We start from the raw sequence: 25,727 nt of genomic DNA on the forward strand, positions 1-25,727 counted from the left end.
GCGGACGTGCCGGGGCGGTCTCACACCGCCACCGGCACCTCCGGCGCGGCCGCGGACGTCGCCGGGGTCAGGGCCAGCCGCAGCACCTGGCGGACGTCCGAGACCGGGTGGACGTCGAGCCCGTCAAGGATCTCCGCCGGGACGTCGTCCAGGTCCGGCTCGTTCCGCTTGGGGATGATCACCGTGGTGATGCCCGCCCGGTGCGCGGCGAGCAGCTTCTGCTTCACGCCACCGATCGGCAGCACCCGGCCCGTCAGCGAGACCTCTCCCGTCATCGCCACGTCCGGACGGACCCGGCGGCCGGAGAGCAGCGAGGCCAGGGCGGTCGTCATCGTGATGCCCGCGCTCGGGCCGTCCTTCGGCACCGCGCCCGCCGGCACGTGGAGGTGGACGCCGCGCTCCTTGAAGTCACCGACCGGCAGCTCCAGCTCGGCGCCGTGGGAGCGGAGGAAGGAGAGCGCGATCCGCGCGGACTCCTTCATCACGTCACCCAGCTGGCCGGTCAGCGTCAGGCCCGCGCCCCCGGTCTCCGGGTCGGCCAGCGACGCCTCGACGAAGAGGACGTCGCCGCCCGCGCCCGTCACCGCCAGACCCGTGGCCACACCGGGCACCGACGTACGGCGCTCGGCCGGGTCCTGGGCCGACTCGGGGGTGTGGTGGGGCCGTCCGATCAGCGGGCGCAGCTGGTCCGCGCCGAGGGTGAGGGGCAGCTCCCGCTCGCCCAGCTCGTGCTGGGCCGCGACCTTGCGCAGCAGCCGGGCGAGGGCACGCTCCAGGCTCCGTACGCCCGCCTCGCGGGTGTACTCGCCGGCCAGGGAGCGCAGGGCCGCGTCCTCCACCACGACCTCGCCCGGCTCCATGCCGGCCCGCTCCAGCTGCCGGGGCAGCAGGTGGTCGCGGGCGATGACGACCTTCTCGTCCTCGGTGTAGCCGTCGAGACGCACCAGCTCCATACGGTCGAGCAGCGCCTCGGGGACGGCCTCCAGGACGTTGGCGGTGGCCAGGAAGACCACGTCGGACAGGTCGAGCTCGACCTCCAGGTAGTGGTCCCGGAAGGTGTGGTTCTGGGCCGGGTCGAGGACTTCGAGCAGGGCGGCGGCGGGGTCGCCCCGGAAGTCGGAGCCGACCTTGTCGATCTCGTCGAGCAGGACGACCGGGTTCATCGAACCGGCCTCCTTGATCGCCCGGACGACACGGCCGGGCAGCGCGCCGACGTACGTCCGCCGGTGGCCGCGGATCTCGGCCTCGTCGCGGACGCCGCCGAGCGCGACCCGGACGAACTTCCGGCCCATGGCCCGGGCGACGGACTCGCCCAGGGAGGTCTTGCCCACGCCGGGCGGGCCGACGAGCGCGAGCACCGCGCCGTACCCGCGCCGCCCTCCCCCAAGCTCTCGGCTCCGCTCGAGCAGGGGGGACCCCCATTCCACACCCAGCCCCCGGTCGGCGCGCCGCTTGCGCACCGCCAGGTATTCGGTGATCCGTTCCTTGACGTCCTCCAGGCCCGCGTGCTCGCGGTCGAGGACGGCCTTGGCGCCCCGGATGTCGTAGGCGTCCTCGGTGCGCTCGTTCCACGGCATCTCCAGGACCGTGTCGAGCCAGGTGCGGATCCAGCCGCCCTCGGGGCTCTGGTCGGAGGCCCGTTCCAGCTTGCCGACCTCCTTCAGGGCCGCCTCGCGCACCTTCTCCGGCAGGTCGGCGGCCTCGACGCGGGCGCGGTAGTCCTCGGTCTCGTTCTCCGGGTCGCCGTCGAGACCGGCCAGCTCCTTGCGGACGGCCTCCAGCTGGCGGCGGAGCAGGAACTCGCGCTGCTGCTTGTCGACGCCCTCCTGGACGTCCTTGGCGATGGATTCGGCCACCTCCTGCTCGGCGAGATGGTCGCCGAGCCACTTCGCGGCGAGCCGCAGCCGGGCCACCGGGTCGGCGGTCTCCAGCAGCTCCACGCGCTGGGCGACGGTGAGGAAGGGCGAGTAGCCGGAGTTGTCGGCGAGCTGGGCGACGTCCTCGATCTGCTGGACGCGGTCCACGACCTGCCAGGCGCCGCGCTTGCGCAGCCAGCTGGTGGCGAGGGCCTTGTACTCCTTCATCAGCTCGGCCACCGCGCCCGGCAGCGGGTCGGGGACGACCTCCGCCATCCGGGTGCCCTCGACCCACAGGGCCGCGCCCGGCCCGGTCGTCCCGGCGCCGATGCGGACCCGGCCCACGCCGCGGATCAGCGCGCCGGGGTCGCCGTCGGACAGCCGGCCCACCTGCTCGACGGTGCCCAGGGTGCCGACGCCCGCGTAGGTGCCGTCGACGCGGGGGACCAGCAGCACCTCCGGCTTGCCCCCGGACCCCGCCGCGGCCTGTGCCGCCTCGACGGCGGCCCGGACCTCCGCGGCCGAGAGGTCGAGCGGCACGACCATGCCGGGCAGCACCACCTCGTCGTCGAGCGGCAGCACGGGCAGGGTGAGCGGTGCGGACATCGAAGCCATGATCTCCCCTTCGGCAGGCAAGTTGAGCTATGTCGACTCAATGCACGGGGAGAGGTGGTTGTTCCCGGGGCTTTGTTCGCTGTGAGCGATCGAGTAGCGGCTGAAGGGGGTGAGGGAGAGGGGTGTTCAGCGGCGCTGCAGCGGCCGCGCCGGGCGGCGCGCCGCCTCGTCCTCCGTACGCGGACCCGGCACGGACACGGACCCGGACCCGGGCACCGTGGGCGCCGGCGGCGGTCCGGCCGGGGTCGCCGGGACGGCCGTCCGCCCCCGGCGCGAGCGCGCCTCGTCGCGGATCAGCCCGTGGCAGGCGATCCCCGTCAGCAGCGCGATCGGGTGGCCCCAGCTGGCGAGCGGGTCGGCCAGCTCGATCAGATCCTGGGCGCACATCGCCCCCGCCACACCCAGCAGCGCCCACCGGCCGCGTGCCGGCAGCAGCCCCGACAGGGCGCCGACGCAGGCCATCAGGCCGAAGCTGATCCCGTAGTCCAGGCGGTGCAGCGAGGCCTCGGGCAGCCGGCCGGCGGCGACCGCGCCCAGCACCGGCAGCTCCGTCGCCAGGGTCGCCAGGACATGGCCGACGAGGAAGACCCCGGCCGTGCGGGCCGGGCCGACGCGGTGCTCCAGCGCGGTGAGGACGAGCGCGAAGACGGGCCCGTACGCGGACCGGACGCCGCCCGCGACCCACAGGGCGCTGGCCACGAGGACGACCAGCGGCTGCTCGACCAGGTGGGCCGCGTCCGTGCTGGAGTCGCGGAGCAGCTGATGGACGGTGGCCTCGTCGCCGAGGTCGGAGTAGACCGCCGTGGCGAGGAGGACGAGGCCGTAGAAGAACGTGAACGGGGCGCCGGTGGGCGTCGGCAGCAGCCGGCCGAGGCGCCGGAGCACGCGGCGGACGGGCGCGCGGCGGCGGGACGAGGGCGACGCGCCGGAGTGCTCGTCGGCGTCCACCGCAGTCACTCGGTCAGGCCCCTTTCCGCGCATCGTTCCGGGTGGCCGGGAAAAATCCCTCCGGTCACCCGCACGAGAACATTAAGGTGCACAGCGGTCCGCCGAATCAACCTCTGGCCGTGACTCCAGTCACCGGCGTCAACCTCATGACGCCCGGTTGCGTCGGCGGAGTCGTCGACTCTGAGGAGGCATGGGAATGACCGTCCCGGACACCCGGCAGCCGGTCGCGCACGAGGCGCCCGTCACCCTGGAGCGCCGCGAGGGCCCGCACGGGGAGGTCGTCCTGCGGCGCAGGGGGGCGCACTACGAGATCATCGCCAACGGCTGCTTCCTGATGGACACCGCCGACGGCCGCTCCGAGCGCCTGCTCGTCGACGCCGCCCTGGCCGCGCTGCCCGCGGCGCGCCCGGCCCCGTCGGTGCTGATCGGGGGCCTGGGCGTGGGGTTCTCGCTGGCCCGGGCGGCGGCCGAGCCGCGCTGGGGACGGATCACGGTCGTCGAGCGCGAGGCGGCGGTCGTCGACTGGCACCGCGCGGGCCCGCTCGCCGAGATCTCCGGGAAGGCCCTGGCCGACCCGCGCACCGCGGTCGTCCGCGCCGATCTCGTCGACTTCGTACGCACGTCCGACGACGTGTTCGACGCGCTCTGCCTCGACATCGACAACGGCCCGGACTGGACCGTCACCGAGGACAACGACAGCCTCTACTCTCCCGCCGGACTCGCCGCCTGCCGGGCCCGGCTGACGCCCGGCGGCGTGCTCGCCGTGTGGTCCGCGCAGCCCTCATCGGCGTTCGAACAAGCCCTCCGGAATGCCGGGTTCGCCGGGGTAACCACTGAAGAGATCACCGTTGCCCGAGGCGTCCCCGACGTGGTCCACCTCGGCATCCGCGCCGCGTAGCCGAGCCGCGCCGGGTGCCCGTACCCTGCCTTCCACAGCTGAAGGACTGCCAGCGAGAACGCTACGGGAAGACGCTAGGGGCGGGGCGCATGGAGCAGACACACATCGGCCCGAGCGGTGCCGCAGCCTCCGCCGGGGCTCAGCGACGGGTGCTGATCGTCGAGGACGACAGGACGATCACCGACGCCATCGCGGCCCGGCTGCGGGCCGAGGGCTTTCAGGTACGGACGGCGGGCGACGGGCCCGCGGGGGTGGACACCGCCGAGGCGTGGCAGCCGGACCTCATGGTCCTCGACGTCATGCTGCCGGGCTTCGACGGGCTGGAGGTCTGCCGCAGAGTGCAGGCCCAGCGGCCGGTTCCGGTCCTCATGCTGACCGCGCGCGACGACGAGACCGACATGCTGGTCGGGCTCGGCGTCGGCGCCGACGACTACATGACCAAACCGTTCTCGATGCGCGAGCTGGCGGCCCGGGTGCACGTGCTGCTGCGCCGCGTGGAACGCGCCACGCTGGCCGCCCACACGCCGCGCAGCGGCATCCTGCGGCTGGGCGAGCTGGAGATCGACCACGCCCAGCGCAGGGTCCGGGTGCGCGGCGGGGACGTCCACCTCACGCCCACCGAGTTCGACCTGCTGGTCTGCCTGGCCAACACGCCGCGCGCGGTGCTCTCCCGCGAGCAGCTGCTGGCCGAGGTGTGGGACTGGGCCGACGCCTCGGGCACCCGGACGGTGGACAGCCACATCAAGGCGCTGCGCCGGAAGATCGGGGCGGAGCGCATCCGCACGGTGCACGGCGTGGGGTACGCGCTGGAGACCCCGGCGGCATGACACGGGGGGCCAAGGCGCCCAGGGGGGCCAAGGGCGGCAGGGCGTCCAAGGGGGCCAAGGGGGAGGACGGCGGGCCCGCCCCCGGCCTGTGGGGCCGGGTCTGGGAGGCGCTGCGTCCCCTGGACCCGTACCGCTCGGTCAAGGCCGCGCTGGGCGCGCTGGTCATCGGATCGGTGGTGATCACGACCTTCCTGGTGTTCGTCGCGATCCACTCGGCCACCGAGATCCGGGTGATCACCATCTTCTCGATCATCGCCTCGCTGCTGATCACCCAGTTCGTGGCGCACGGCCTGACCGCGCCGCTGGACGAGATGACCGAGGTCACCCGGTCCATGGCGCAGGGTGACTACACCCGCCGGGTGGGCGCGGGCCGGCGGGACGAGTTCGGGGACCTGGCCACCGCCTTCAACCGGATGGCGGCCGACCTGGAGGCGGTGGACACCCACCGCAAGGAACTGGTCGCCAACGTCTCCCACGAGCTGCGCACCCCCATCGCGGGCCTGCGGGCGGTCCTGGAGAACGTGGTGGACGGCGTCTCGGCCGCCGACCCCGAGACGATGCGCACGGCCCTCCGGCAGACCGAACGGCTGGGCCGTCTGGTGGAACAGCTGCTGGACCTCTCCCGGCTGGACAACGGCGTGGTGCCGCTGCGCGCCCGGCGCTTCGAGGTGTGGCCCTACCTCGCGGGGGTGCTCAAGGAGGCCAGCATGGCGTGCGGCAGCGGCTCCTCACCCCGCGCCCGCAAGGACGTCCACCTCCACCTGGACGTCTCGCCGCCGGAGCTCACCGCCCACGCGGACGCCGAACGGCTGCACCAGGTGGTGGCCAATCTGGTGGACAACGCGGTCAAGCACAGTCCCCCGCACGGCCGAGTCACCGTCCGCGCCCGGCGGGGCGAGGGCGCGCAGTCCCTGTCCCTGGAGGTGGTGGACGAGGGGCCCGGCATCCCCGAGTCCGAGCGGCACCGGGTCTTCGAGCGCTTCAACCGGGGCTCCGCCGGGACCCAGGGGCCGGGCGGCGACGGGGGTACGGGGCTGGGGCTGGCGATCGCGCGCTGGGCCGTCGACCTCCACGGCGGGAGCATAGGAGTGGCCGAATCCCCCCGGGGGTGCCGCATCAGGGTCACTCTTCCGGGCGGACCTCGGGAAGCGTCTTGACGTAGGGTCGGTGGTGGGAGCACACGTCCGTACCGGGCGTGGGGCAGGCTTCGGCGAACCCAGGAGACCCCGGCAGGGGCGGAACCACCGGGTTTTCCCGCCATGTCATGCCCTGAAACCCGGGTCGGAGTGTGACTTAGGCGACGACTGGCCCGGGTGGCCTGCATCCAAGGTCCCGACAGGCGTAGCCTTTATTCCCGCTGTCCACCACCTTAGGAAGCGGAAGAGGGCGGTTGCCGCCGTGTCGCCACAGTCCCCCAACACCTCGAGCATCTCGACCGACCAAGCGGGGCAGGGCAAGAGCCCTGCCGACGTGTTCGGTCCCAATGAGTGGCTCGTCGACGAGATCTACCAGCAGTACCTCCAGGACCCGAACTCGGTCGACCGAGCCTGGTGGGACTTCTTCGCCGACTACAAGCCGGGTCAGGCGGCGACCGCGCCGCCGGGTACCCCGGCTCCCGTGACGCCGGCCGCGCCGGCGCAGGCCCCCGCGGCCGCTCCGGCCCAGGCCGCCCAGGCCCCGGCTCCGGCCGCCGCCCCGGCTGCTCCGGCCGCTCCGGTCACGAAGCCCGCCGCCGCGGCGCCCGTGGCCAAGCCGGCCGCGGCGAAGCCCGCCGTGGCCAAGCCGGCCGCCGCGGCCAAGCCGGCCGAGCCGGCCGCCGGCCCGGAGCTGGTCACCCTGCGCGGTCCGTCCGCCGCGGTGGCCAAGAACATGAACGCCTCGCTGGAGCTGCCGACGGCCACGTCCGTCCGCGCCGTCCCGGTGAAGCTGCTGTTCGACAACCGCATCGTCATCAACAACCACCTCCAGCGCGCCCGCGGTGGCAAGGTCTCCTTCACGCACCTCATCGGCTTCGCCATGGTGCAGGCGCTGAAGCTGATGCCGTCCATGAACCACTCCTTCATGGAGAAGGACGGCAAGCCGACCCTGGTCAAGCCGGAGCACGTCAACCTCGGTCTGGCGATCGACCTGGTCAAGCCCAACGGCGACCGCCAGCTCGTGGTCGCGGCCATCAAGAAGGCCGAGACCCTCAACTTCTTCGAGTTCTGGCAGGCCTACGAGGACATCGTCCGCCGTGCCCGGGTCGGCAAGCTGACGATGGACGACTTCACCGGGGTCACCGCGTCGCTCACCAACCCCGGCGGCATCGGCACCGTGCACTCCGTGCCGCGCCTGATGCCCGGCCAGGGCCTGATCATCGGCGTCGGCGCCATGGACTACCCGGCCGAGTTCCAGGGCACCTCGCAGGACGCCCTGAACAAGCTGGGCATCTCCAAGGTCATGACGCTGACCTCGACGTACGACCACCGGGTGATCCAGGGCGCCGCCTCCGGCGAGTTCCTGCGGATCATGCACCAGCTGCTCCTCGGCGAGAACGGCTTCTACGACGAGATCTTCGAGGCGCTGCGCATCCCCTACGAGCCGGTCCGCTGGCTCCGGGACATCGACGCCTCGCACGACGACGACGTCACGAAGGCCGCCCGCGTCTTCGAGCTGATCCACTCCTACCGGGTCCGCGGCCACGTCATGGCCGACACCGACCCGTTGGAGTACAAGCAGCGCAAGCACCCCGACCTGGACATCACCGAGCACGGCCTCACCCTGTGGGACCTGGAGCGCGAGTTCGCGGTCGGCGGCTTCGCCGGCAAGTCGATGATGAAGCTGCGCGACATCCTCGGCGTCCTGCGCGACTCGTACTGCCGCACCACCGGCATCGAGTTCATGCACATCCAGGACCCCAAGCAGCGCAAGTGGATCCAGGACCGCGTCGAGCGCCCGCACACCAAGCCGGAGCGCGAGGAGCAGCTGCGCATCCTCCGCCGCCTGAACGCGGCCGAGGCGTTCGAGACGTTCCTGCAGACGAAGTACGTCGGCCAGAAGCGCTTCTCGCTGGAGGGCGGCGAGTCCGTCATCCCGCTGCTGGACGCCGTGCTGGACGCGGCCGCCGAGGCCCGCCTGGACGAGGCCGTCATCGGCATGGCCCACCGCGGCCGCCTGAACGTCCTCGCCAACATCGTCGGCAAGTCCTACGCGCAGATCTTCCGCGAGTTCGAGGGCAACCTCGACCCGAAGTCGATGCACGGCTCCGGCGACGTGAAGTACCACCTGGGTGCCGAGGGCGTCTTCACCGGCCTGGACGGCGAGCAGATCAACGTCTCGCTGGCCGCCAACCCCTCCCACCTGGAGACGGTCGACCCGGTCGTCGAGGGCATCGCCCGCGCCAAGCAGGACATCATCGGCAAGGCCGGCACGGACTTCACCGTCCTGCCGATCCAGCTGCACGGCGACGCGGCCTTCGCGGGCCAGGGCGTCGTGGCCGAGACCCTGAACATGTCGCAGCTGCGCGGCTACCGCACCGGCGGCACCGTGCACATCGTCATCAACAACCAGGTCGGCTTCACCGCGCCGCCGGAGTCCTCGCGCTCGTCGATGTACTGCACCGACGTCGCCCGGATGATCGAGGCGCCGATCTTCCATGTGAACGGTGACGACCCGGAGGCCGTGGTCCGCGTCGCGCGGCTCGCCTTCGAGTTCCGCCAGGCGTTCAACAAGGACGTCGTCATCGACCTGATCTGCTACCGCCGTCGCGGCCACAACGAGTCCGACAACCCGGGCTTCACCCAGCCGCTGATGTACGACCTGATCGACAAGAAGCGCTCGGTGCGCAAGCTCTACACCGAGTCCCTCATCGGTCGCGGCGACATCACCCTGGAAGAGGCCGAGCAGGCCCTGCAGGACTACCAGGGCCAGCTGGAGAAGGTCTTCGTCGAGGTCCGCGAGGCCGACACCACCCCGGCCCCGGCCGAGGTCCCGGCCCCGCCGGTGGACGGCTTCCCGGTCGCGGTGTCCACCGCGATCTCCCAGGAGACCATCAAGCGGATCGCCGAGTCGCAGGTCAACCTGCCCGAGGGCGTCACGGTGCACCCGCGCCTGCTGCCGCAGCTGCAGCGCCGCGCGACCAGCGTCGAGGACGGCACCATCGACTGGGGCATGGGCGAGACCCTCGCCTTCGGCTCCCTGCTGATGGAGGGCACCCCGGTCCGGCTCGCCGGCCAGGACTCCCGCCGCGGCACCTTCGGCCAGCGCCACGCGGTGCTCGTCGACCGGGAGACCGGCGAGGACTTCACCCCGCTGCTGTACCTGTCCGAGGACCAGGCCCGCTACAACGTCTACGACTCGCTGCTCAGCGAATACGCGGCGATGGGCTTCGAGTACGGCTACTCGCTGGCCCGCCCGGACGCGCTGGTGATGTGGGAGGCGCAGTTCGGCGACTTCGTCAACGGCGCCCAGTCGGTGGTGGACGAGTTCATCTCCTCCTCCGAGCAGAAGTGGGGCCAGACCTCCGGCGTCACCCTGCTGCTGCCGCACGGCTACGAGGGCCAGGGCCCGGACCACTCCTCGGCCCGCGTCGAGCGCTTCCTGCAGCTGTGCGCGCAGAACAACATGACGGTCGCCATGCCGACGCTGCCGTCGAACTACTTCCACCTGCTGCGCTGGCAGGTCCACAACCCGCACCACAAGCCGCTCATCGTCTTCACGCCGAAGTCGATGCTGCGTCTGAAGGCCGCGGCGTCGAAGGCGGAGGAGTTCACCACCGGCGGCTTCCGCCCGGTCATCGGTGACGAGCACGTCAAGGCCGAGGATGTCCGCAAGGTCGTCTTCTGCGCCGGCAAGGTCTACTACGACCTGGTCGCCGAGCGGGACAAGCGCGGTGCGACCGACACCGCCATCATCCGCCTCGAGCGCCTCTACCCGCTGCCGGGTGCGGAGCTCCAGGCCGAGATCGCCAAGTTCCCGAACGCCGAGAAATACATCTGGGCGCAGGAGGAGCCGGCGAACCAGGGTGCGTGGCCGTTCATCGCGCTCAACCTGATCGACCACCTGGACCTGGCGGTCGGCGCGGACATCCCGGCGCGTGAGCGCCTGCGCCGCATCTCCCGCCCGCACTCCTCCTCCCCGGCGGTCGGCTCGGCCAAGCGCCACCAGGCGGAGCAGCAGGCACTGGTCGCCGAGGTCTTCGAGGCCTGATCCGACGCGGGCGCGTGAAGCGCCCGCGGCGGCTTCACCGGCCCCCCACCGCTCGCGCGGTGGGGGGCCGGTCGCGTGTCCGGGCCGGGTCTCCCGCGACCGCGCTGAGCGGCCGCGCCCCGCGGCCGAAAGTCGTCCATCGGCTCTGACGCCCCATTGATCTCTTCCCGTCTCACCGCTTCCATGTCCCCCGACCACAGATGTTCGGCGTTCCGGCACGTACGGAGGGGGAATCCTTGCGTAAGCCCAGAGCACGTTCAGGAAGACCGGCGATCGACGGTGGGAGAGCGGGGGCGGCGGCGCTGCTGGGCGCTGCCGCCCTCGTCGTCTCGGTGCTGCCCGGCCAGGCCCTCGCGGCCCCGGCCGGCTCCGGCACCGACGTCGTCCCGGGGACGGGGACCTCCACGCCGTCCCTCGTCGACGGCATCAGGGAGAAGGCCGCGGGCAGCGGCAGCGCGGCGGATGCCGCGCGCGGCCACCTGGCGGAGAAGAAGGATCGTTACCGCATCCCGGACCCGGCGCGTGACCTGCGACCGGTGGGGACGACGGCCGCGGGGTCGTCGGAGACGGTCCGCCTCCAGCAGAAGTACAAGGGCGTCGACGTCCTCGGCGGCCAGTACGTCGTCCGGATGGAGCGGAAGGACGGCAAGCGCGTCGTCACCGGCACCTCCGGCAAGTACTTCACCGCCCTGAAGGCGGACACCACGCCGGAGATCGGCGAGGACCTGGCCGTGCGGAGGGCCGTGGGGGCGACCCTCGCCCGGCTGGGAGCCAAGCGCGTGGACGCGTCCGCCGCCGCCGGAGCGCGCGGCGGCAAGGGCGTCGCGGCGGCCCCGTCCCTGACCGGCACCGCGCGCGGCCTGGTCGTCCTGCCCCGGGGCGCCGGTGTGCTCACCCACCACGTCACCGTGCGGGGCACCGACCCGGCCACCGGCGAGCCGGTGCTGCGGGAGGTGTACATCGACGCCAAGGCCGGCTACCCGGTGCTCCAGTACAGTGCCATCAAAACCTTCGGCGCGCCCCGGCAGACCCCCGTCACGGGCACGGCCGCGGCCGCCCCCGGCAACGGCCGGGCGCCCGCGGAGGAGGCCGGCCCGCGCCACCCGGGCGTCACGGGCTCCGGCGTGAAGTACGACGGCACCACGGTCGAGCTGGGCCTGTACTTCGACACCGCGCGTGGCGAGTACGTCATGCGCGACCACGCCCGCATGTGGGACACCAGCAAGAACCTGATCGCCACCTGGGACGCGCGCGACAAGGACGCGAACGAGGCGTCCGGCAAGTGGCCCGAGGGGATCAAGGAGTTCGGGTCGAAGGACCCGGCGTTCCCCAAGGAGGCCACCGAGGCGGGCGCGGTCGACGCCCACTGGGCCGCGGACAAGGTCTACGACTACTACCGCAAGGTCCACGGCCGCGACAGCCTCGACGGCCGGGGCGGCACCATCAACTCCCTGGTGGGTGTGACCTACTTCGGGATGCCGTTCGTCAACGCCTTCTGGGACGGCACCAAGATGGTGTACGGCTCGGGCGACAAGGAGTACAAGACGCTCTCGGCCGACCTGGACGTCGTCGGCCACGAGATGACGCACGGCGTGGTGGAGAACAGCGCCAACCTCGTCTACGCGGGCCAGTCCGGCGCGCTCAACGAGGCCGTCGCCGACTACTTCGGCAATGCCATCGCCGTCGACGCGGCCGGCATGTCGATGGACGACCCCGACGCGGGCCTGCTCGGCGGCGACCTGTGCCGTACCAAGTCCCGCCGCGCGTGCGCGCTGCGCGACCTCAACGACGGCGCCACGACGTCGAAGAACTTCCTCGGCGTCGGCTTCGGCAACGACAACGGCGGGGTGCACCTCAACTCCACCATCTTCTCCGGCGCCCTGTGGGACATCCGCGAGGACGTCGGCCGCACGCTCGCCGACAGGATCGTCTACAAGGCGCTCACCGAGTACATGACCCCGCTGGACGGCTTCACCGAGGGCCGGGCCGCGGTCCTCGCGGCCGCCAAGGCGCTCAAGGTCTCCACCAAGGACCTGAACGTCGTCAAGCGGTCGTTCAGCGCCCACGGCGTCGTGCCCAACTGGGAGGAGGCCCTCGGCGTCGACACCGACCGCCTCTCCGCCCGGCTCAACACCGCCGACACCACGGTCGGCGCGGGCGGCGGCTGGTGGGCCGCGTCCCGCTCCAACGACGACGGCACCGAGGCCTACTCGGTCTGGGCCGGCCGCACGGACGGCAAGGGCGCGGCCAAGCCGCTGAGCCCCAACGACGGCCGTTTCCACGTCAACCCGGCGACCGACGGGAAGACCGTGGTGTGGGAGGCGTACGGGGCGCAGGGCGTCGAGGTGCTGTCCCGGCCGCTGGCCGGCGGCCCGGTGAAGAAGCTCTACAGCACCACCGACCTCGTGCGCGGCGTACGGGTCGACGGGCCGGTGGTGGCCTTCGAGACGATGGACACCTCGGGCGCCCGGCACGCCGGGTACCTGCGTCAGGGTGACCGGGAGCCCACCTGGGTGGACGACCGGAAGGCCGAGCTGGGCTCGGCCCTGCCGTCCCTCGGCGGCGGCCGGCTGGCCTACGTCAAGGTCTACCCGGAGGGCGACTCCTACCGGACCGGCGTCGAGGTGCTCGACCTGCGCGGCGGTACGCGGAAGCTCATGACGCAGCTCGGCACCCCGGAGAGCATCGGGCAGACCGCGGTCACCGCCAAGCACGTCTACTGGCTGGCCGACGAGGTCGTCGACCAGGGCCAGACGGCGGTGCGGCGGGCGAACGTGGACGGTACGGGCACGGTCGACCTGAACAAGGAGCAGGGTGCCGACGCGCTGTACGCGTTCGACCTGACCGCCTCGGACGACGCGGTGACGGTGACGGCCCAGGTGCCGGACAGCCGCTACCGCAACGAGACCATGGCCAAGCTGTGGCAGTTCGGCGTGGACGGCGGGCCCCGGGCGCGGGTCTCCTGCAACCGCGGCGAGCAGATCGCGGCCGCGGCGGCCGGCGGCCGTCAGGTGGTGTGGCTCGACGGCACCACCGGCTACACCGATCTGGTCACCCGCACCCGCCCGGCGGGCAGCTGCGGCTGACCCGCCGGTGACGCCGGCCGGACGCGGTCCGGACCGGTGGAACCGCCAGGGCCCCCGGCGCCGATGGTGCCGGGGGCCCGCTCGTGCGGTCGTGGGCTTCAGCCGTAGGCGAGCGCCTGGAGACGGCTGTACGAGCCGTTGAAGCGGTTGTGGTCACCGACCGTCGGCCCCGAGTCGGTGTACTGCCAGAACGTGTAGAAGTCCCAGCCGCCCGGGAGGTCACCGGACGACGAGCCGTATCGCGGTATCCACAAGGGGTTCCAGCCGCTGAACCCCCTGTGGTTGCCGGTGCACTTCTTCCACCAGGTGGTGGAGGTGTAGAGCACCGCGTCGCGCCCGGTGCGGTCGCGGTAGGTGGAGAAGAAGTCCTCGATCCAGTCGACCAGGCGGCCGGCGGACATGCCGTAGCACTGGCTGCCGTAGGGGTTGTACTCCATGTCGAGCACGCCGGGCAGCGTCTTGCCGTCGCTGGACCAGCCGCCGCCGTGGTCGGCGAAGAAGTCGGCCTGCGCGGAGCCGCTGGAGTTGTCCGGGAGCGCGAAGTGGTAGGCGCCCCGGATCATGCCCTCCCGGTACGCGCCGTTGTATTGCGACCCGAAGTTGGGGTTGGTGTAGCTGGTGCCCTCGCTCGCCTTCACATAGGCGAAGCGGGCGCCGCTGTTCCAGAGCTTCGACCAGGAGACCTTGCCGTTGTGGCTGCTGACGTCCACGCCCTCGACGTAGGCGAGGGCGGAGCCGGTGGGGAGCGCGCGCGAGTCCTCGTGGGCCCGGATGGTGGATCCCATCCAGTCCCGCTCGGGGTGGACCGGGCGTCTGACGCCGCCGGGCGCCGCCATGGCGGTGGGGAGGGTGACGACCAGTGCGAGCGCCGTCAGCAGGGAGAGGAGGAGGGCCGCCGTGGTGGGGGGTGTCCGGCGGCCCGGGCCGGAGTGGTGCACGGGCATGAGCTGCCTCCGAGACCAGGGTGGGGGGAGTGGGCTGGAGAGGTCCGACGAACGGTCATATTGGTGTGACCATGTCATTAATCAAGCTATGGGCCCCTTCGCGCCCCCCGAAACGGACCCGGGGTGCTGCCGTTGGTCTAATCCTGCGAAATACTGGCGGAGCTGCGGCGACGTGCCGCGGCCTACGAGAACTTTCAGCGGCTGAAAACGCCGACGACGCCGAACACCCAGGAGAGGGCCCCACGTGCGCGAGACCAGTACCCCGTCCGGTCGTGCGGACGGTCCGTGCCCGGGCGACGGCACGGGAATCGACCCGGCCTTCCTCGCCCTGGAGCGCGAGCTGTCGGTCTTCCTGCGCCGGGCCCGCGCCTCCTCCGGCGAGCTCGCCCGCGCCGTCCACCCGGACCTCGAACCCGCCGCGTACGGCCTGCTCGTCCGGCTGGAGGAGGCCGGCCAGCAGCGGGCCACCGACCTCGCCGCCTACTTCGGCGTCGGCAAGGCCACGATGAGCCGCCAGCTGCGCGCCCTCCACGACCTCGGGCTGATCGGCCGCGAGCCCGACCCCGCCGACGGCCGGGCCTCCCTCGTCCAGATCACCGAGGAGGGCCGCGTCCGCTTCACCCGGGTGCGTGACGCCCGGCGCTCGCTGTACATGAGCAAGCTCGCCGACTGGGACCGCACCGAGATCGCCGAGCTGGCCCGGCTGCTCCACCAGCTCAACGAGCGGGCGGAGGCGTAGCCGCGGCATGGTGGACGGTCCGGTAGCCGGACAAAGAGCGCATCTCATTACAATTCAGCGTAAAGGGCTGCCGCGTCGTCATGCGGCTTGCCGCGCCGGAAGGTCCGGCCTTCCGGATCGGCCAGCTCCGCCTCGCGCACCCGCTCGATCAGCGCCCGCGGCCCGTCCTTCGCCGTCACCGAGAGGCACTCCCGCCAGCCGCCCTCCCGGAACACCTCCACCCAGCGCGCCGCCCCGTCGCTGAGCGCGGCCAGGGCTCGTACGTCCGTACGAGGCGTGTTGCCGGTGACCGCCCGGGCGGCCACCGCGGGGTCGGCGGCCGCCGTGAAGAAGCCGCCCTCCGCGTTGCGCAGCGCGTCCGTCACCGGGCCGCGGGCCGCCAGCCGGGCGATCCGGTCGTCCAGCACGGCCCGCACCTCCCCGGTCGGTCCCTCCAGCAGCAGGACGGAATCCGACAGCACCAGGTGCTCCACCTCCGTCGCGTCCCAGCGCGCGACGACCACCGTGGCCTGGGGCGTACGCCGGTGGGACAGATCGCAGCCGTCCCGGTGCGCGGCGGCCGTACGGGAGACGGCCTCCGCCAGGCAGGCGCGCAGCGTCATGTCCGGCCGTGAGGCCGCCAGTTCGAGCAGCGCGCCGCCGAGCCGGGCCGTGAACCAGGGCACTCCGTGCGTACAGCCCGTCGCGCCGTCCGGCGGCGGCGTCACGCCGTCGAGCAGGACCAGGGCCCCGCCGGACCCCGAGGCCGGCAGGGCCGCCGAGACGAAGTCCTCGTTCGGACGGAGCGAATCCCCGGGCTGCGTGGCCAGTTCGATGCGCATGCGACCAGTGTGCCGGATGCCCGGATTTTCCCCGCCGGTTGGCGCGCATCCTTCCGGCGCGCCGGGCTGTTTACCTGAGTGGGCACTTGCCGGGGGGATGCGGTCGGTGCCACCGGTCAGGGGCCACCAGGTGTGGGACACGGACGACGGCAGATTGCGAGCACCGGTGCGGAAGAAGCGACTTCGCGGCGGCCAGCGCGAACAGCGCGCGGCGGGGGTGCCCGAGCGCACCGCCCGCGTGCGCAACCGGCTCATCGCCTCCGTCGCCCTCGTCTCGCTGACGACCCTGGGGGCGGGCGCGTTCGGCATCGCCGACGCCCTGCGCGACCTCGGCGACTCCCGCCGGCTGGCCGGGCTCGCCACGACCGCCAGCGGCGCGGTCGCGCTCGCCCACGCGCTGGCCGACGAGCGCGACGCCATGACCGAGTACGCGGCCGCCGGGCGCCCCGGCGGCGGTGGCCCCGCCGGCGCCTCCGAGGACCAACGCGCCCGCGTCGACCGGCGGATCGAGGAGTTCCGTCCCACCGCGTCCGCCTCCGTGCAGCGCCGCCTGGACGCCCTCCCCGAGCTCCGCCGCACCGCCCTGACCGGCAGCGCCGCCCCGGAGACCGTCTTCGCGGCCTACACCGCCACCGTCCAGGCCCTCCACGGCCTGTCCGCCTCCCTCGCCCACCGGCTGCCCGCCCGCGCCCGCTCCGACGCGGCGACGGCCCTGCCCGCGCTCGGCCGCGTCGTCGAGGAGGACTCCGCCGCCCGCGGCCTCCTCCTCGCCTCGCTCGCCGCCCGCGGCACCCGGCCCGGGGCGGGCCTCCTCGCCCAGCGGGCCGCCCTGCGCGAGCAGGCCGCGCTGGCCGACTTCCGGCAGCTCGCCCCCGGCCCGCTGCGCTCCGAGTTCGCCCGCGCCGCCGACGGCCCGGCCACCGCGGCCGGCCGGGCCCTGCTGGACCGGCTCGCCACCGGGCCGCAGCCCGCCGCCGCGGAGGCCGAGCGGCCCGGCCCCGCCCGCGTCGCCCTCACCGAGCGGCTCGACCGGATGCGCGGCCTCGAATCCGGTCTGGCCACCGAGGAGATGGCCCGCCTGGCCGGCCTCCGCGACCACGACGCCACCGCCCTGGAGGTGCGCGGCACGCTGGCCGCCCTGTGCCTGCTGGTCGTGCTGACCGCCGGCGTCCGGTCCGCCCGCTCGGTCACCCGCCCGCTCTCCGCGCTGCGGCTCGGCGCCCGGCGGGTGTGCGCCGACCCCGTGACCAAGGAGCCGGTCTCCTTCCGGGGCCGCGACGACGAGTTCGCCGAGATCGCCCGCTCGGTCAACGTCCTCCAGGGCACCGTGGCGCGCATGCGCGAGCGCGTCGCCCTCCTGGAGGGCGAGCGCAACCGCCTGGACGTGGCCCGGCAGGACCTCGCGGACGAGCGCGACGCCCTGCGCGCCCGGTTCCAGGAGCTCGACGAGCGCATGGCCGGGCAGTCCGGCCGGGTGCACTCCACCTTCGTCGGCCTCACCCGCCGCACGCTCGGCCTGGTCGAGCGGCAGCTGACCGTCATCGAGTCCATGGAGGCCCACGAGGCGGACCCCGACCGCCTGGAGGTCCTCTTCAAGCTCGACCACCTCGCCACCCAGATGCGCCGCTGCAACGAGAACCTCCTCGTCCTCGCCGGCGACGGACAGCAGGCCGGGCACGCGGGCGCCGTCCCCCTGCTGGACGTCCTGCGGGCCGGCGTCAGCGAGATCGAGCGGTACGAACGCGTCCGCATCCACTCCCTGCCGGCCCGGGCACAGCTCGCCGGCTTCGCCGCCGACGACATCAGCCACCTGGTGGCCGAGCTGCTGGAGAACGCCACCTCGTTCTCCCCGCCGGACGTGCAGGTGCAGGTCTCCGGCTGGCTGCTGGAGAACGGCGAGGTCATGCTCTCCGTCCAGGACGAGGGCATCGGCATGGCCCCCGAGCGGCTCGCCGAGCTCAACGCCCTGCTCGCGGAGGCCGATCCGGACCCCCGGGGCGCCGCCGGCGACGAGCGGGCCGAGCCCGTCATGGGGCTCGGCCTCTACGTCGTCGCGCGGCTCGCCGCCCGGCACGGCGTCCGGGTGCAGCTCAGGGAGCAGCGCCCCGGCGGCATCACGGCCGTGGTCGTCCTGCCCTGCCACGTCCTGCCCGCCGACCCGCCCTCCCTCGGCGACCCGGCCGGCGCGCCCCCGGTCCCCGGCGCCGCCCGTATCGCGCCGCCCCTGGACCTGCCGGGCGCCGTCGCCGAGGCCAACTCCCACACCCTGCCCGGCCGTCCGCAGCACCCGGCCGCGCCGGGGCAGCGGCGGTCCGGGCCGTGGGTCGAGCAGGACGAGCAGACGATCCAGCTCACCACCGTCCGGCACGTCCCCGGCCCCGCCTGGCAGATGCCGGGCCCGGCGGCCGGGCGGCCCCCGGGCGCGGACGACGACCCGCCCCCGGCGGTGGGCCGCCACGCCCGCCTGACGGTGCCGACGCAGGCCGCGCCGCGGACGCGGACGGAGTACGGGGAGGCCGGCGGGGGCGCGGAGCACGCGGGACGGATCGGTGGGGGCGGGCCGTCGTCCGCGCCCGGGACGTACGGGGCGCGAGGGGCGCACGCGGGGGTGCCAGGGCAGGGCGGCGGGCACCCGTCGGGGGCGTATCCGGAGTCGTACGCGCCGGGGCAGAGCGCCTCCGCGCCGCACGTCCAGGCGTCGTACCCCCCGTCGGCGCACCCGGCGTCGACCCACGCCCCGGGCGCACGCCCGCAGGCCCTGCGCCCCGAGCCGCTGAGCCCGGAGGCGCTACGTCCGGAGGGGCTACGTCCGGAGGAGCGTCCGGAGGGGCCGGGACAGGGAGGGGCGGGCGCCGGCCCGTCGCTGCCCCGGCGCACGCCCCGGGTGGTGGCCCGCAAGCCCGTGCCGCTGAGCGTGCGGCACGGCGTGGACGCCGAGGCGCTGCGGCGCAAGCTCGCCGGCTTCCAGCAGGGCGCCCGGGACGGACGCCGGGACGCCGAGGCGGAGTTGACGGGGCGTGAGCGTGGTACTGATCGGAACCGAGCGGGGGCGCCGGACGAGGGCGGCACTGTCGAGGAGGCACGCGGTTGACTGCATTTTCCCAGGGGGCGACGCCGGTAACCCCCGCACCCACCACCGGCGTCACGGCCTTGGGGCTGAGCGACGAGGCCCGCGGTCTGCGCTGGCTGCTGGCCGACCTGGTGGAGGAGGTGCCGGGCGTGCTGTCCGTCGCCGTGGTCTCCTCCGACGGCCTGCTGCTGCTCTCCTCCACGGCGGAGCACCAGGCTCCGGCGGCGCACGCCGGAGCGCGGGGCGGCGGGGACGCGGGGGGCCACGGCCCGCGCGGCTCCTCGGCCGACCTCGCCACCATCGTCGCCGGCCTGGGCAGCCTGACCACCGGCGCCGCGACCCTGATGGACGGCGGCGCGGTCAAGCAGACCATGGTGGCGATGGACGGCGGCGGGCTGTTCGTCATGACGATCAGCGACGGCTCGCTGCTCGGCGTCCGTACCGCGCCCGACTGCGACATGGGCGTCGTCGCGTACCACATGGCGCTCTTCGTGGGCCGGGCCGGACACGTCCTGACCCCCGAACTCCGCCGGGAGCTGCGGCAGTCGGTGGAGGCCGTCGGATGACGACGGCCGCGGCCGCCCCGCGCGTGCCCGCGCGGACGCCCGCGCGGGCCCCCGCCCGGACCGCGGTGTGGGCCCTTCGGGCCGGCACCGGCCCGGCGGGTCCGCGGAGCGCCCGCGTCCGCCCGTACTCCCTCACCGGCGGACGGACCCGCTGCGGTCACCTCCTGCTCGTCGAGACCTTCGTGGCGGCCCCGGCCGCCCCACCGGGCCCGGGAGCGGAGCACGGCGCCGACGGGCCGGGGACGGGCGGCCTGGCCTCCCGGGTGCTGCCCGAGGCGCGGGCCGTCGTCGGGCTGTGCCGCCGGGTGCGTTCGGTCGCCGAGGTGTCCGCGCTGCTCAAGATGCCGCTGGGCGCCGTACGGGTGCTGCTCGGCGAACTGGCCGACCAGGGAAGGATCCGCGTCTACGGCCCCGGCCACGCCGCCGGCAGGCCCGACCGCGCGCTGCTGGAAAGGGTGCTCAGTGGACTACGCAGACTCTGACACGTCTCCCGACGGCCCGGCGGAGGGAGACGGGGCGCCGGGCGGTGCCGCGGCCCGCTGGCAGACGGACCTCACCCGGGCCCCCTCCGCCACGAAGATCGTCATCGCGGGCGGTTTCGGCGTCGGCAAGACCACCTTCGTCGGATCGGTCTCGGAGATCACCCCGCTGCGCACCGAGGCCGTCATGACGACGGCCGGCGAGGGCGTCGACGACCCGGCCGGGGTCCCGGGCAAGGCGACGACCACGGTCGCCATGGACTTCGGGCGGATCACCCTCGACGCCGACCTGGTGCTCTACCTCTTCGGCACGCCGGGCCAGAAACGGTTCTGGTTCATGTGGGACGACCTGGTGCGCGGGGCCATCGGGGCCGTGGTCATGGTCGACACCCGCCGGCTGGCCGACTGCTTCCCCGCCCTCGACTACTTCGAGAGCGGCGGCCTGCCCTACGTCGTCGCCGTCAACCACTTCGAGGGCACGCCCCGGCACGAGGCGGAGGTCGTGCGCGAGGCGCTGGCGCTGGCACCGGACGTACCGGTGCTCGTCATGGACGCCCGGCGGCGGATCGACGTGGTCGAGACCCTGCTGACCCTCGTCGGCCGGGCCCTGGACGCCTCACCGGGCGCCCCGGGGTCCCGGCCGCACGGGGTGTCCCCGGCCCGGCCGGCGCCCACGGCGTCAACCCGGTGTAGTCACCCGATCGGAGGCGAACACAGACCGTGCGACGGATCCTCATAGTCGGAGCCGGCCAGTCCGGGCTCCAGCTGGCCCTCGGCCTGCAGTCCAAGGGCTACGACGTCACCGTGATGTCCAACCGCACGCCCGAGGAGATCCGCGCCGGGCGCGTGATGTCGACGCAGATCATGTTCCGCACGGCCCTGCGCTACGAGCGCGAGCTGGGCCTCAACTTCTGGGAGGCCCTCGCCCCGCGCGTCGAGGGCCTGGGCCTGTCGGTCGCCGGGACCCTCCCCGGGGTGCCCGGCGTGCAGCGGCTGATCGACTGGGTCGGGCGGCTCGAGGGCCCCGCCCAGTCCGTCGACCAGCGGGTGAAGATGGCCGGCTGGCTGGACACCTTCGCCGAGCGCGGCGGCCGGATCGTCATCCACTGCGCCACCGTCTCCGACCTGGACTTCCTCGCGCCCCGCTACGACCTCGTGCTGATCGCGGCCGGCAAGGGCGAGCTGGTCTCCCTCTTCCCGCGCGACCCCGCCCGCTCCCCGTACGCCGCGCCGCAGCGCTCCCTGGCCCTCGCGTACGTCCATGGGCTGGGCCCCCGCGCCGAGCACCCGGAGTACGACGCGGCCCGCTGCAACCTCGTCCCCGGCGCCGGCGAACTCTGGGTCATCCCCGCCCTCACCACCTCGGGGCGCGCCGACATCCTCTTCTGGGAGGGCGTGCCGGGCGGCCCGCTGGACGTCTTCCACCACGTCGACGGCCCCGGCGAGCACCTGGCCCGGACGCTGGAGCTGCTGGAGCGCTACGCCCCCTGGGAGTACGGCCGCGCCACCGCCGTCGAGCTCACCGACGCCCACGCCACCCTGGCCGGGCGCTACACCCCGACCGTCCGCGACCCCGTCGGGCGACTGCCCTCGGGCGGGCTGGCCCTGGGGGCCGGGGACGCCGTCGTCGTCAACGACCCGCTCACCGGCCAGGGCTCCAACTCGGCCGCCAAGTGCGCCGCCTCGTACCTCGCCTCGATCGTCGAGCGGGGCGACGAGCCGTTCGACGCCGACTGGATGCGGATGGCCTTCGAGCGCTACTGGGCCTCGGCCCGGCACGTCACCCGGTGGACCAACGCCATGCTGGGCTCACCGGCCCGGCACGTCCGCGGCCTGATCGCGGCGGCGGGCGGCGCGCAGCACGTGGCCGACCGGTTCGCCAACGGCTACGACGACCCGGCGGACTTCGAGGACTACTTCTTCGACGCGGCGAGGGCGGAGGCGTTCATGGCGGAGGCGGCGGTCGGCTGAGGGACGCGTCAGACGCCGCGCTCGAGGCGGCGCAACCGGGCGAGCTGCTCCCTGGTCACCGAGGCGAGCAGCCGCTCGACCTCGCCGAGCTGCTGGCGCGCCCGGTCGCGCTGGCGCTTGTGCGCGGCGGCGAGCGTCCGCTGGGCGTCGAGCGCGGCGCGGGCCCGGGAGGCCAGGACGACGGCCTCCCGCTCGCCGGCCCGCAGCCGCCCGACGACGACCGCCCGGTGCCCGGCCGCGCGGGCGACGGCGTGACGGCGCTCCATGGCCAGCCGCGGGTCGTCGCCGAGCAGGAACTGCAGGGCGGGGGAGAGGGCGCGGGCGCCCCGGTACTGCTCACGCGCGATCCGCCCGGCGGCCTCGCGCCCGGCCTCCAGCGCCTGCCGGGTGTCGGACAGCTCCTTGGCGAGCCGGTCCGCCTCGGCCCGCTGCTCCTGGAGCTTCCGCCCGGTGACGGTGTAGCTCTCGGTGGCCTGCTCGGCCCGCTGGTAGAGCATCCGGAGACGGGTCAGCAGGGCACTCACCGGCTGGTCGGCCGCCCCGACGGGAGCCGCGCCCGCCGTCGGCGCGGGCACGGCGAGCACGGAGCTCGCCGCGAGCACGGCGGCGGAGGCGGCGGAGACGACACGGCCGAGGCGCGGGGTGCACGGCATGGGGCCGATCGTGCCATGCGCGGTATGACTAATCCGGGCACAGCGGGCGGGCCGGGCCGGGGAGTCACCCGTGCGGCGGGCGAGGGGCGGGCCGTGACCAGGGCCACCGGATACGGGGCTCGGCCTCCCCCTCCGGTTCGTACACATACTTCCAGCCGGCGGGCAGCCCGAGCCGGCGGGTCGTCCCCGCCTGGACACGCCGGTAGACGAGGACGGTGGGCGCGGCCCCCTCCTCGCCGGCCGGCACGGGGATGCGGTAGACCTTGGGCGGCTGCCCGGTATGCCCCAGCAACACAGGCAGCACCCGCCCGTCCATGGGCCCACCCTCGAAGGGCGTGTTCTCGCTTCTCACCCCTTCAGTCTCGCTCCTCGGCGCCGATGCCGTGGCCCGGCACCGGCACCGGCGCCGGCTGACGCCTACCGGCTCCGGCCCTGGCCGCCTTGCTGGGTCGGCGGCAGGTGGAACGTACGGGGCGCGGCGGCCGGACCCTGCCGGTCGGGCCGCGGCCCCTGAGCGGCGGCCTGCGCGGGGCGTGCCCCCGGTGAGGCCATGCCGGCCGCTCTGGCCAGATTGCTCTGCGGGCCGGGTGTCCTCGGCCGTGCGTCCGGACTCGCCTCGCCGCCGCCGAGCAGTTTGCCGTTCGGTCCCTGGACGGTCGCCAGCCTCTGCGGCTTCTGCCCCTCCTGAGCCAGCCGGGGCTTGGGAGTGGTCTTCATCGCCGCTTCCACCAGGCACTCGCCGGCGTGGTCCCACGAATAGGCCTTGAGCGCCTCGCGCAGTTCCTTGGCGTTCTCGCGGCGCTGGGGGAGGTCGGCCTTCAATTCCTGGAAGGCCTTGGCCCAGGTGCCGGGCCGCTGAAGCGGATCATCGGGCTCGGGGACGATGCACGGGCGGCCGATCCGGGGGTCGATGCGGGCCGCGTCCCCGAGGAACTCCGCCGCACCGCTCTCCTGGTTGACGAGGATGGGCACACCGTGACCCGCCGCCTCGGTGGCCACGAGGCCGAATCCCTCGTGCTTCGACGGCATGATCACCGCATCGGCGGCGATGATGTCCTTCTTCAGGTCCTCGGGCTGGTTGCTGAAGGGTTTGACGGTGACGTTCTGCGCGCCTCCCAGTGTTTTGGCTTTCTGCACTGCTTCGTCGAAGTTCTCGGGGTCCGCACCGCGGATGGTGAGGTGTACGTCGAAGCCCATCTGGTTCAAGTTTTTCACCGCGCGGAGTGCGTCATTGACGCCCTTCAGCGGATCGTCTGTCCGTCCCATGACCAGGAGGTTGAGCCGTCCCTCGTGCGGCGCGCGCTGGACCAACTCCTCGATCTTCACACCTGGTATGAGCTGGTGTGAACTCGGCACATGTTGTCCTGAGGACGCGAGCCGCTCGGCCTCCCTGGTGAGCAGGGGCCCGACACCGACGGCCACGTCGGACCGCTCCATCATCTCGCGCTCGGTCCCGGAGTCCAGAACGGCTTTGAACTGGGCCTTCTCCGGGTCGTCCGGATATTTTACCCAGGGGACCCGCTCGGGGCTGGTGTGCAGGAAGTGCGCGACCCGGGCGTCGGGGTACCACCGGTCCCGTAGCTCGGTAGCGGCCGGTCCCGAGAAGCGAGTGTGACCGATGATCAGGTCGAAGGGGCGCTCCTGGGGATCGGGGAGTCCATGATTCCGCGGATCCTGAGAGACGTTTTGTTTGAGCCAGTCATGCCATTCGACGTCCTCGTCGGGCCGGTCGGGCGTGGAGACCATGCGCGCGCCCTCGTGCGGAATGGTGTCCGGCTTCGCGGTGAACAGCGTCACGTCGTGCTGTTTGGCGAGGGCTTCGGTGAGGTGCTGGTTGAAAACGGGAATCCCGCCCTCCCCCATGCCGCTGAGATTGGAGACGACGAGGATTCTGTATCGGTTGTTCGCCACGACGTCCCCGTCAGAATCCCACGTGTTCGCTCAGCTCACGGCCGATGTCACCGAGAAGGAACTGGCCGAACCCGTATGCGCTGTAGTGAATGAGGCCTGTCCGCCGCCCCGGGTGGATCCGGGCCGCGTACTCGTCCAGCAACTCTGCGAAGACCAGCGCTCGGGTCGCGGACAGCACGACATCCGTTTCGCCGCGATCGGGGTGGAACTGCCGCTGGTATTCCTTGGGTGTCCATGGCGCGGACCCCTTGGCGAACGCCTTCCGCCAATGCGCGGCTTCCTGCAGGAAGGACACGGGGTGCGGGCCCGCATCGTCGGAATTGAGTCCTACGACGCCATGGTGCGTCGGGTCGATCTCCTCGTATTCCTCCCGCCACATCGGCACCGCGTGGCCGGACAACAGCCCCAGAAGGTCGCCGGCCGCCTTGCTGGCGGCGACGGTCACGGAGAGGTCCATCGCCGCTTTCAATTCCTCGAAGGACGGCACCGACTCGGCCGCGAGCCAGGCCGCGCGGCGTAGCGACTCGAACCGCGCGGGAAGGTCGGGCAAGTCGGCGACGCTGCGGGATGCGGGGGAGATCCACGGGGCGGAGCCTGGGTGCGGCAGCGGGGTCGCCAGACCCAGAGGCGCTCGCAGGGCATCTGCGGCCTCGTGTGCCACTGCGCTCAGCTCCGCGGCATCCGTGCCGAGGGTGATTCCCGGTCGCCCGGGTGCCACCCGGTAGAAGAGCTCGTGGAAGATAGTGGTCATGACAAGGTGACGGGCGGGGGTCACCACGACACATGCGCCCGGCTCCATGAAGTAGTCGAAGTAGGGCTCCAGACGCTCCACGACGTAGCCGGGATCGTCCGCCAGCCGCTGCTTCCAGTCCCGTACCGCCTCGTCGAAGCTCAGCGGACGGTCCACCGGCCCCGGGGCGCGACGCGAGATCAGATGCCGCGCGGGGTCGGACGCTTCGCCGGGCAGCGGTGCGCCCAGGGCCGCGTCCGCGTCGAGCAGGACGTCCTCCAGGGCCTGCCACGCCGCACGCCGCTCGGCCGGCCAGCCCGAGCTCTCCGTACGCCAGGCCGCGTATTCCTGCGCCCAGAGCATCCGGGCCGCCGTCGAATAGACGCGCTCGTACGCGTCCGCCACATTCAGCTGTTCGCCCATGTG

At 73.3% G+C, this 25,727-nt stretch carries 19 protein-coding genes; 11 read left to right on the forward strand and 8 right to left on the reverse strand.

Features of this window, described 5'->3' with window-relative positions; genetic code table 11:
- Positions 1 to 20: 20 nt before the first annotated feature.
- Complete coding sequence (gene lon / locus AC07BS_RS15970; protein ID WP_478932628.1) at positions 21 to 2,471, reverse strand: endopeptidase La; 2,451 nt, start codon at positions 2,469 to 2,471, stop codon at positions 21 to 23.
- Between the two features lie 126 nt (positions 2,472 to 2,597).
- Complete coding sequence (locus AC07BS_RS15975; protein WP_478932630.1) at positions 2,598 to 3,428, reverse strand: rhomboid-like protein; 831 nt, start codon at positions 3,426 to 3,428, stop codon at positions 2,598 to 2,600.
- A 187-nt stretch (positions 3,429 to 3,615) separates the two neighbouring features.
- On the opposite strand from AC07BS_RS15975, the gene AC07BS_RS15980 reads away from it, so the two are divergent.
- From AC07BS_RS15980 to AC07BS_RS16000, 5 genes are all read left to right on the forward strand, one after another.
- A complete protein-coding gene (locus tag AC07BS_RS15980) occupies positions 3,616 to 4,317 on the forward strand; it encodes a spermidine synthase family protein (RefSeq protein ID WP_478642564.1) in 702 nt (233 codons plus the stop codon).
- A gap of 89 nt (positions 4,318 to 4,406) precedes the next feature.
- A complete protein-coding gene (locus AC07BS_RS15985) occupies positions 4,407 to 5,144 on the forward strand; it encodes a response regulator transcription factor (protein ID WP_478642562.1) in 738 nt (245 codons plus the stop codon).
- The gene (locus tag AC07BS_RS15990) at positions 5,141 to 6,301 is read left to right on the forward strand and encodes a HAMP domain-containing sensor histidine kinase (RefSeq protein ID WP_478642560.1); all 1,161 of its coding nucleotides are present in this window, start codon (positions 5,141 to 5,143) and stop codon (positions 6,299 to 6,301) included. The genes AC07BS_RS15985 and AC07BS_RS15990 overlap by 4 nt, the downstream gene beginning before the upstream one ends.
- A 241-nt stretch (positions 6,302 to 6,542) precedes the next feature.
- A complete protein-coding gene (locus AC07BS_RS15995; protein WP_478642558.1) occupies positions 6,543 to 10,331 on the forward strand; it encodes a multifunctional oxoglutarate decarboxylase/oxoglutarate dehydrogenase thiamine pyrophosphate-binding subunit/dihydrolipoyllysine-residue succinyltransferase subunit in 3,789 nt (1,262 codons plus the stop codon).
- A gap of 236 nt (positions 10,332 to 10,567) precedes the next feature.
- The gene (locus tag AC07BS_RS16000; protein ID WP_478932633.1) at positions 10,568 to 13,417 is read left to right on the forward strand and encodes a M4 family metallopeptidase; all 2,850 of its coding nucleotides are present in this window, start codon (positions 10,568 to 10,570) and stop codon (positions 13,415 to 13,417) included.
- Between the two features lie 98 nt (positions 13,418 to 13,515).
- Here AC07BS_RS16000 and AC07BS_RS16005 read toward each other — a convergent pair whose 3' ends face one another.
- Positions 13,516 to 14,361: a lysozyme gene (locus AC07BS_RS16005; protein ID WP_478642552.1), complete on the reverse strand. Its 846-nt coding sequence runs from the start codon at positions 14,359 to 14,361 to the stop codon at positions 13,516 to 13,518.
- A gap of 244 nt (positions 14,362 to 14,605) precedes the next feature.
- Between AC07BS_RS16005 and AC07BS_RS16010 the strand changes: the two genes are divergently transcribed.
- On the forward strand, positions 14,606 to 15,100 hold the full coding sequence (locus AC07BS_RS16010) for a MarR family winged helix-turn-helix transcriptional regulator (RefSeq protein ID WP_478642550.1): 495 nt from the start codon (positions 14,606 to 14,608) through the stop codon (positions 15,098 to 15,100).
- A gap of 47 nt (positions 15,101 to 15,147) precedes the next feature.
- Here AC07BS_RS16010 and AC07BS_RS16015 read toward each other — a convergent pair whose 3' ends face one another.
- Positions 15,148 to 15,921, reverse strand: a complete 774-nt coding sequence (locus AC07BS_RS16015) for a hypothetical protein (RefSeq protein ID WP_478932636.1) — start codon at positions 15,919 to 15,921, stop codon at positions 15,148 to 15,150.
- Positions 15,922 to 16,027: 106 nt separating this feature from the next.
- On the opposite strand from AC07BS_RS16015, the gene AC07BS_RS16020 reads away from it, so the two are divergent.
- From AC07BS_RS16020 to AC07BS_RS16040, 5 genes are read left to right on the forward strand one after another with little or no spacing between them, the layout of a single operon-like run.
- On the forward strand, positions 16,028 to 19,012 hold the full coding sequence (locus AC07BS_RS16020) for a sensor histidine kinase (protein ID WP_478932638.1): 2,985 nt from the start codon (positions 16,028 to 16,030) through the stop codon (positions 19,010 to 19,012).
- The gene (locus AC07BS_RS16025; RefSeq protein ID WP_478932640.1) at positions 19,009 to 19,557 is read left to right on the forward strand and encodes a roadblock/LC7 domain-containing protein; all 549 of its coding nucleotides are present in this window, start codon (positions 19,009 to 19,011) and stop codon (positions 19,555 to 19,557) included. The genes AC07BS_RS16020 and AC07BS_RS16025 overlap by 4 nt, the downstream gene beginning before the upstream one ends.
- Entirely contained in the window at positions 19,554 to 20,039 is a 486-nt protein-coding gene (locus tag AC07BS_RS16030) for a DUF742 domain-containing protein (protein WP_478932642.1), read from the forward strand. Before AC07BS_RS16025 ends, AC07BS_RS16030 begins: the two co-directional genes overlap by 4 nt.
- Entirely contained in the window at positions 20,020 to 20,775 is a 756-nt protein-coding gene (locus AC07BS_RS16035) for a GTP-binding protein (RefSeq protein ID WP_478932644.1), read from the forward strand. The genes AC07BS_RS16030 and AC07BS_RS16035 overlap by 20 nt, the downstream gene beginning before the upstream one ends.
- Positions 20,757 to 22,007, forward strand: coding sequence for a styrene monooxygenase/indole monooxygenase family protein (locus AC07BS_RS16040; protein ID WP_478932646.1), 1,251 nt, complete (start codon positions 20,757 to 20,759; stop codon positions 22,005 to 22,007). Before AC07BS_RS16035 ends, AC07BS_RS16040 begins: the two co-directional genes overlap by 19 nt.
- Before the next feature lie 8 nt (positions 22,008 to 22,015).
- Here AC07BS_RS16040 and AC07BS_RS16045 read toward each other — a convergent pair whose 3' ends face one another.
- The 4 genes from AC07BS_RS16045 to AC07BS_RS16060 form a co-directional block, all read right to left on the reverse strand.
- Positions 22,016 to 22,660 carry a coiled-coil domain-containing protein gene (locus tag AC07BS_RS16045; protein ID WP_478932648.1) on the reverse strand — a complete coding sequence of 215 codons (645 nt, stop codon included), beginning with the start codon at positions 22,658 to 22,660 and terminating at the stop codon, positions 22,016 to 22,018.
- Between the two features lie 64 nt (positions 22,661 to 22,724).
- Positions 22,725 to 23,012, reverse strand: a complete 288-nt coding sequence (locus AC07BS_RS16050) for a hypothetical protein (RefSeq protein WP_478932650.1) — start codon at positions 23,010 to 23,012, stop codon at positions 22,725 to 22,727.
- A 65-nt stretch (positions 23,013 to 23,077) separates the two neighbouring features.
- Complete coding sequence (locus AC07BS_RS16055) at positions 23,078 to 24,571, reverse strand: glycosyltransferase family 4 protein (protein WP_478932652.1); 1,494 nt, start codon at positions 24,569 to 24,571, stop codon at positions 23,078 to 23,080.
- 10 nt (positions 24,572 to 24,581) lie between these two features.
- Positions 24,582 to 25,724, reverse strand: a complete 1,143-nt coding sequence (locus tag AC07BS_RS16060) for a hypothetical protein (protein ID WP_478932654.1) — start codon at positions 25,722 to 25,724, stop codon at positions 24,582 to 24,584.
- Positions 25,725 to 25,727 lie beyond the last annotated feature (3 nt).

The sequence above is a fragment of the Streptomyces sp. NPDC044063 genome, from assembly GCF_056434285.1.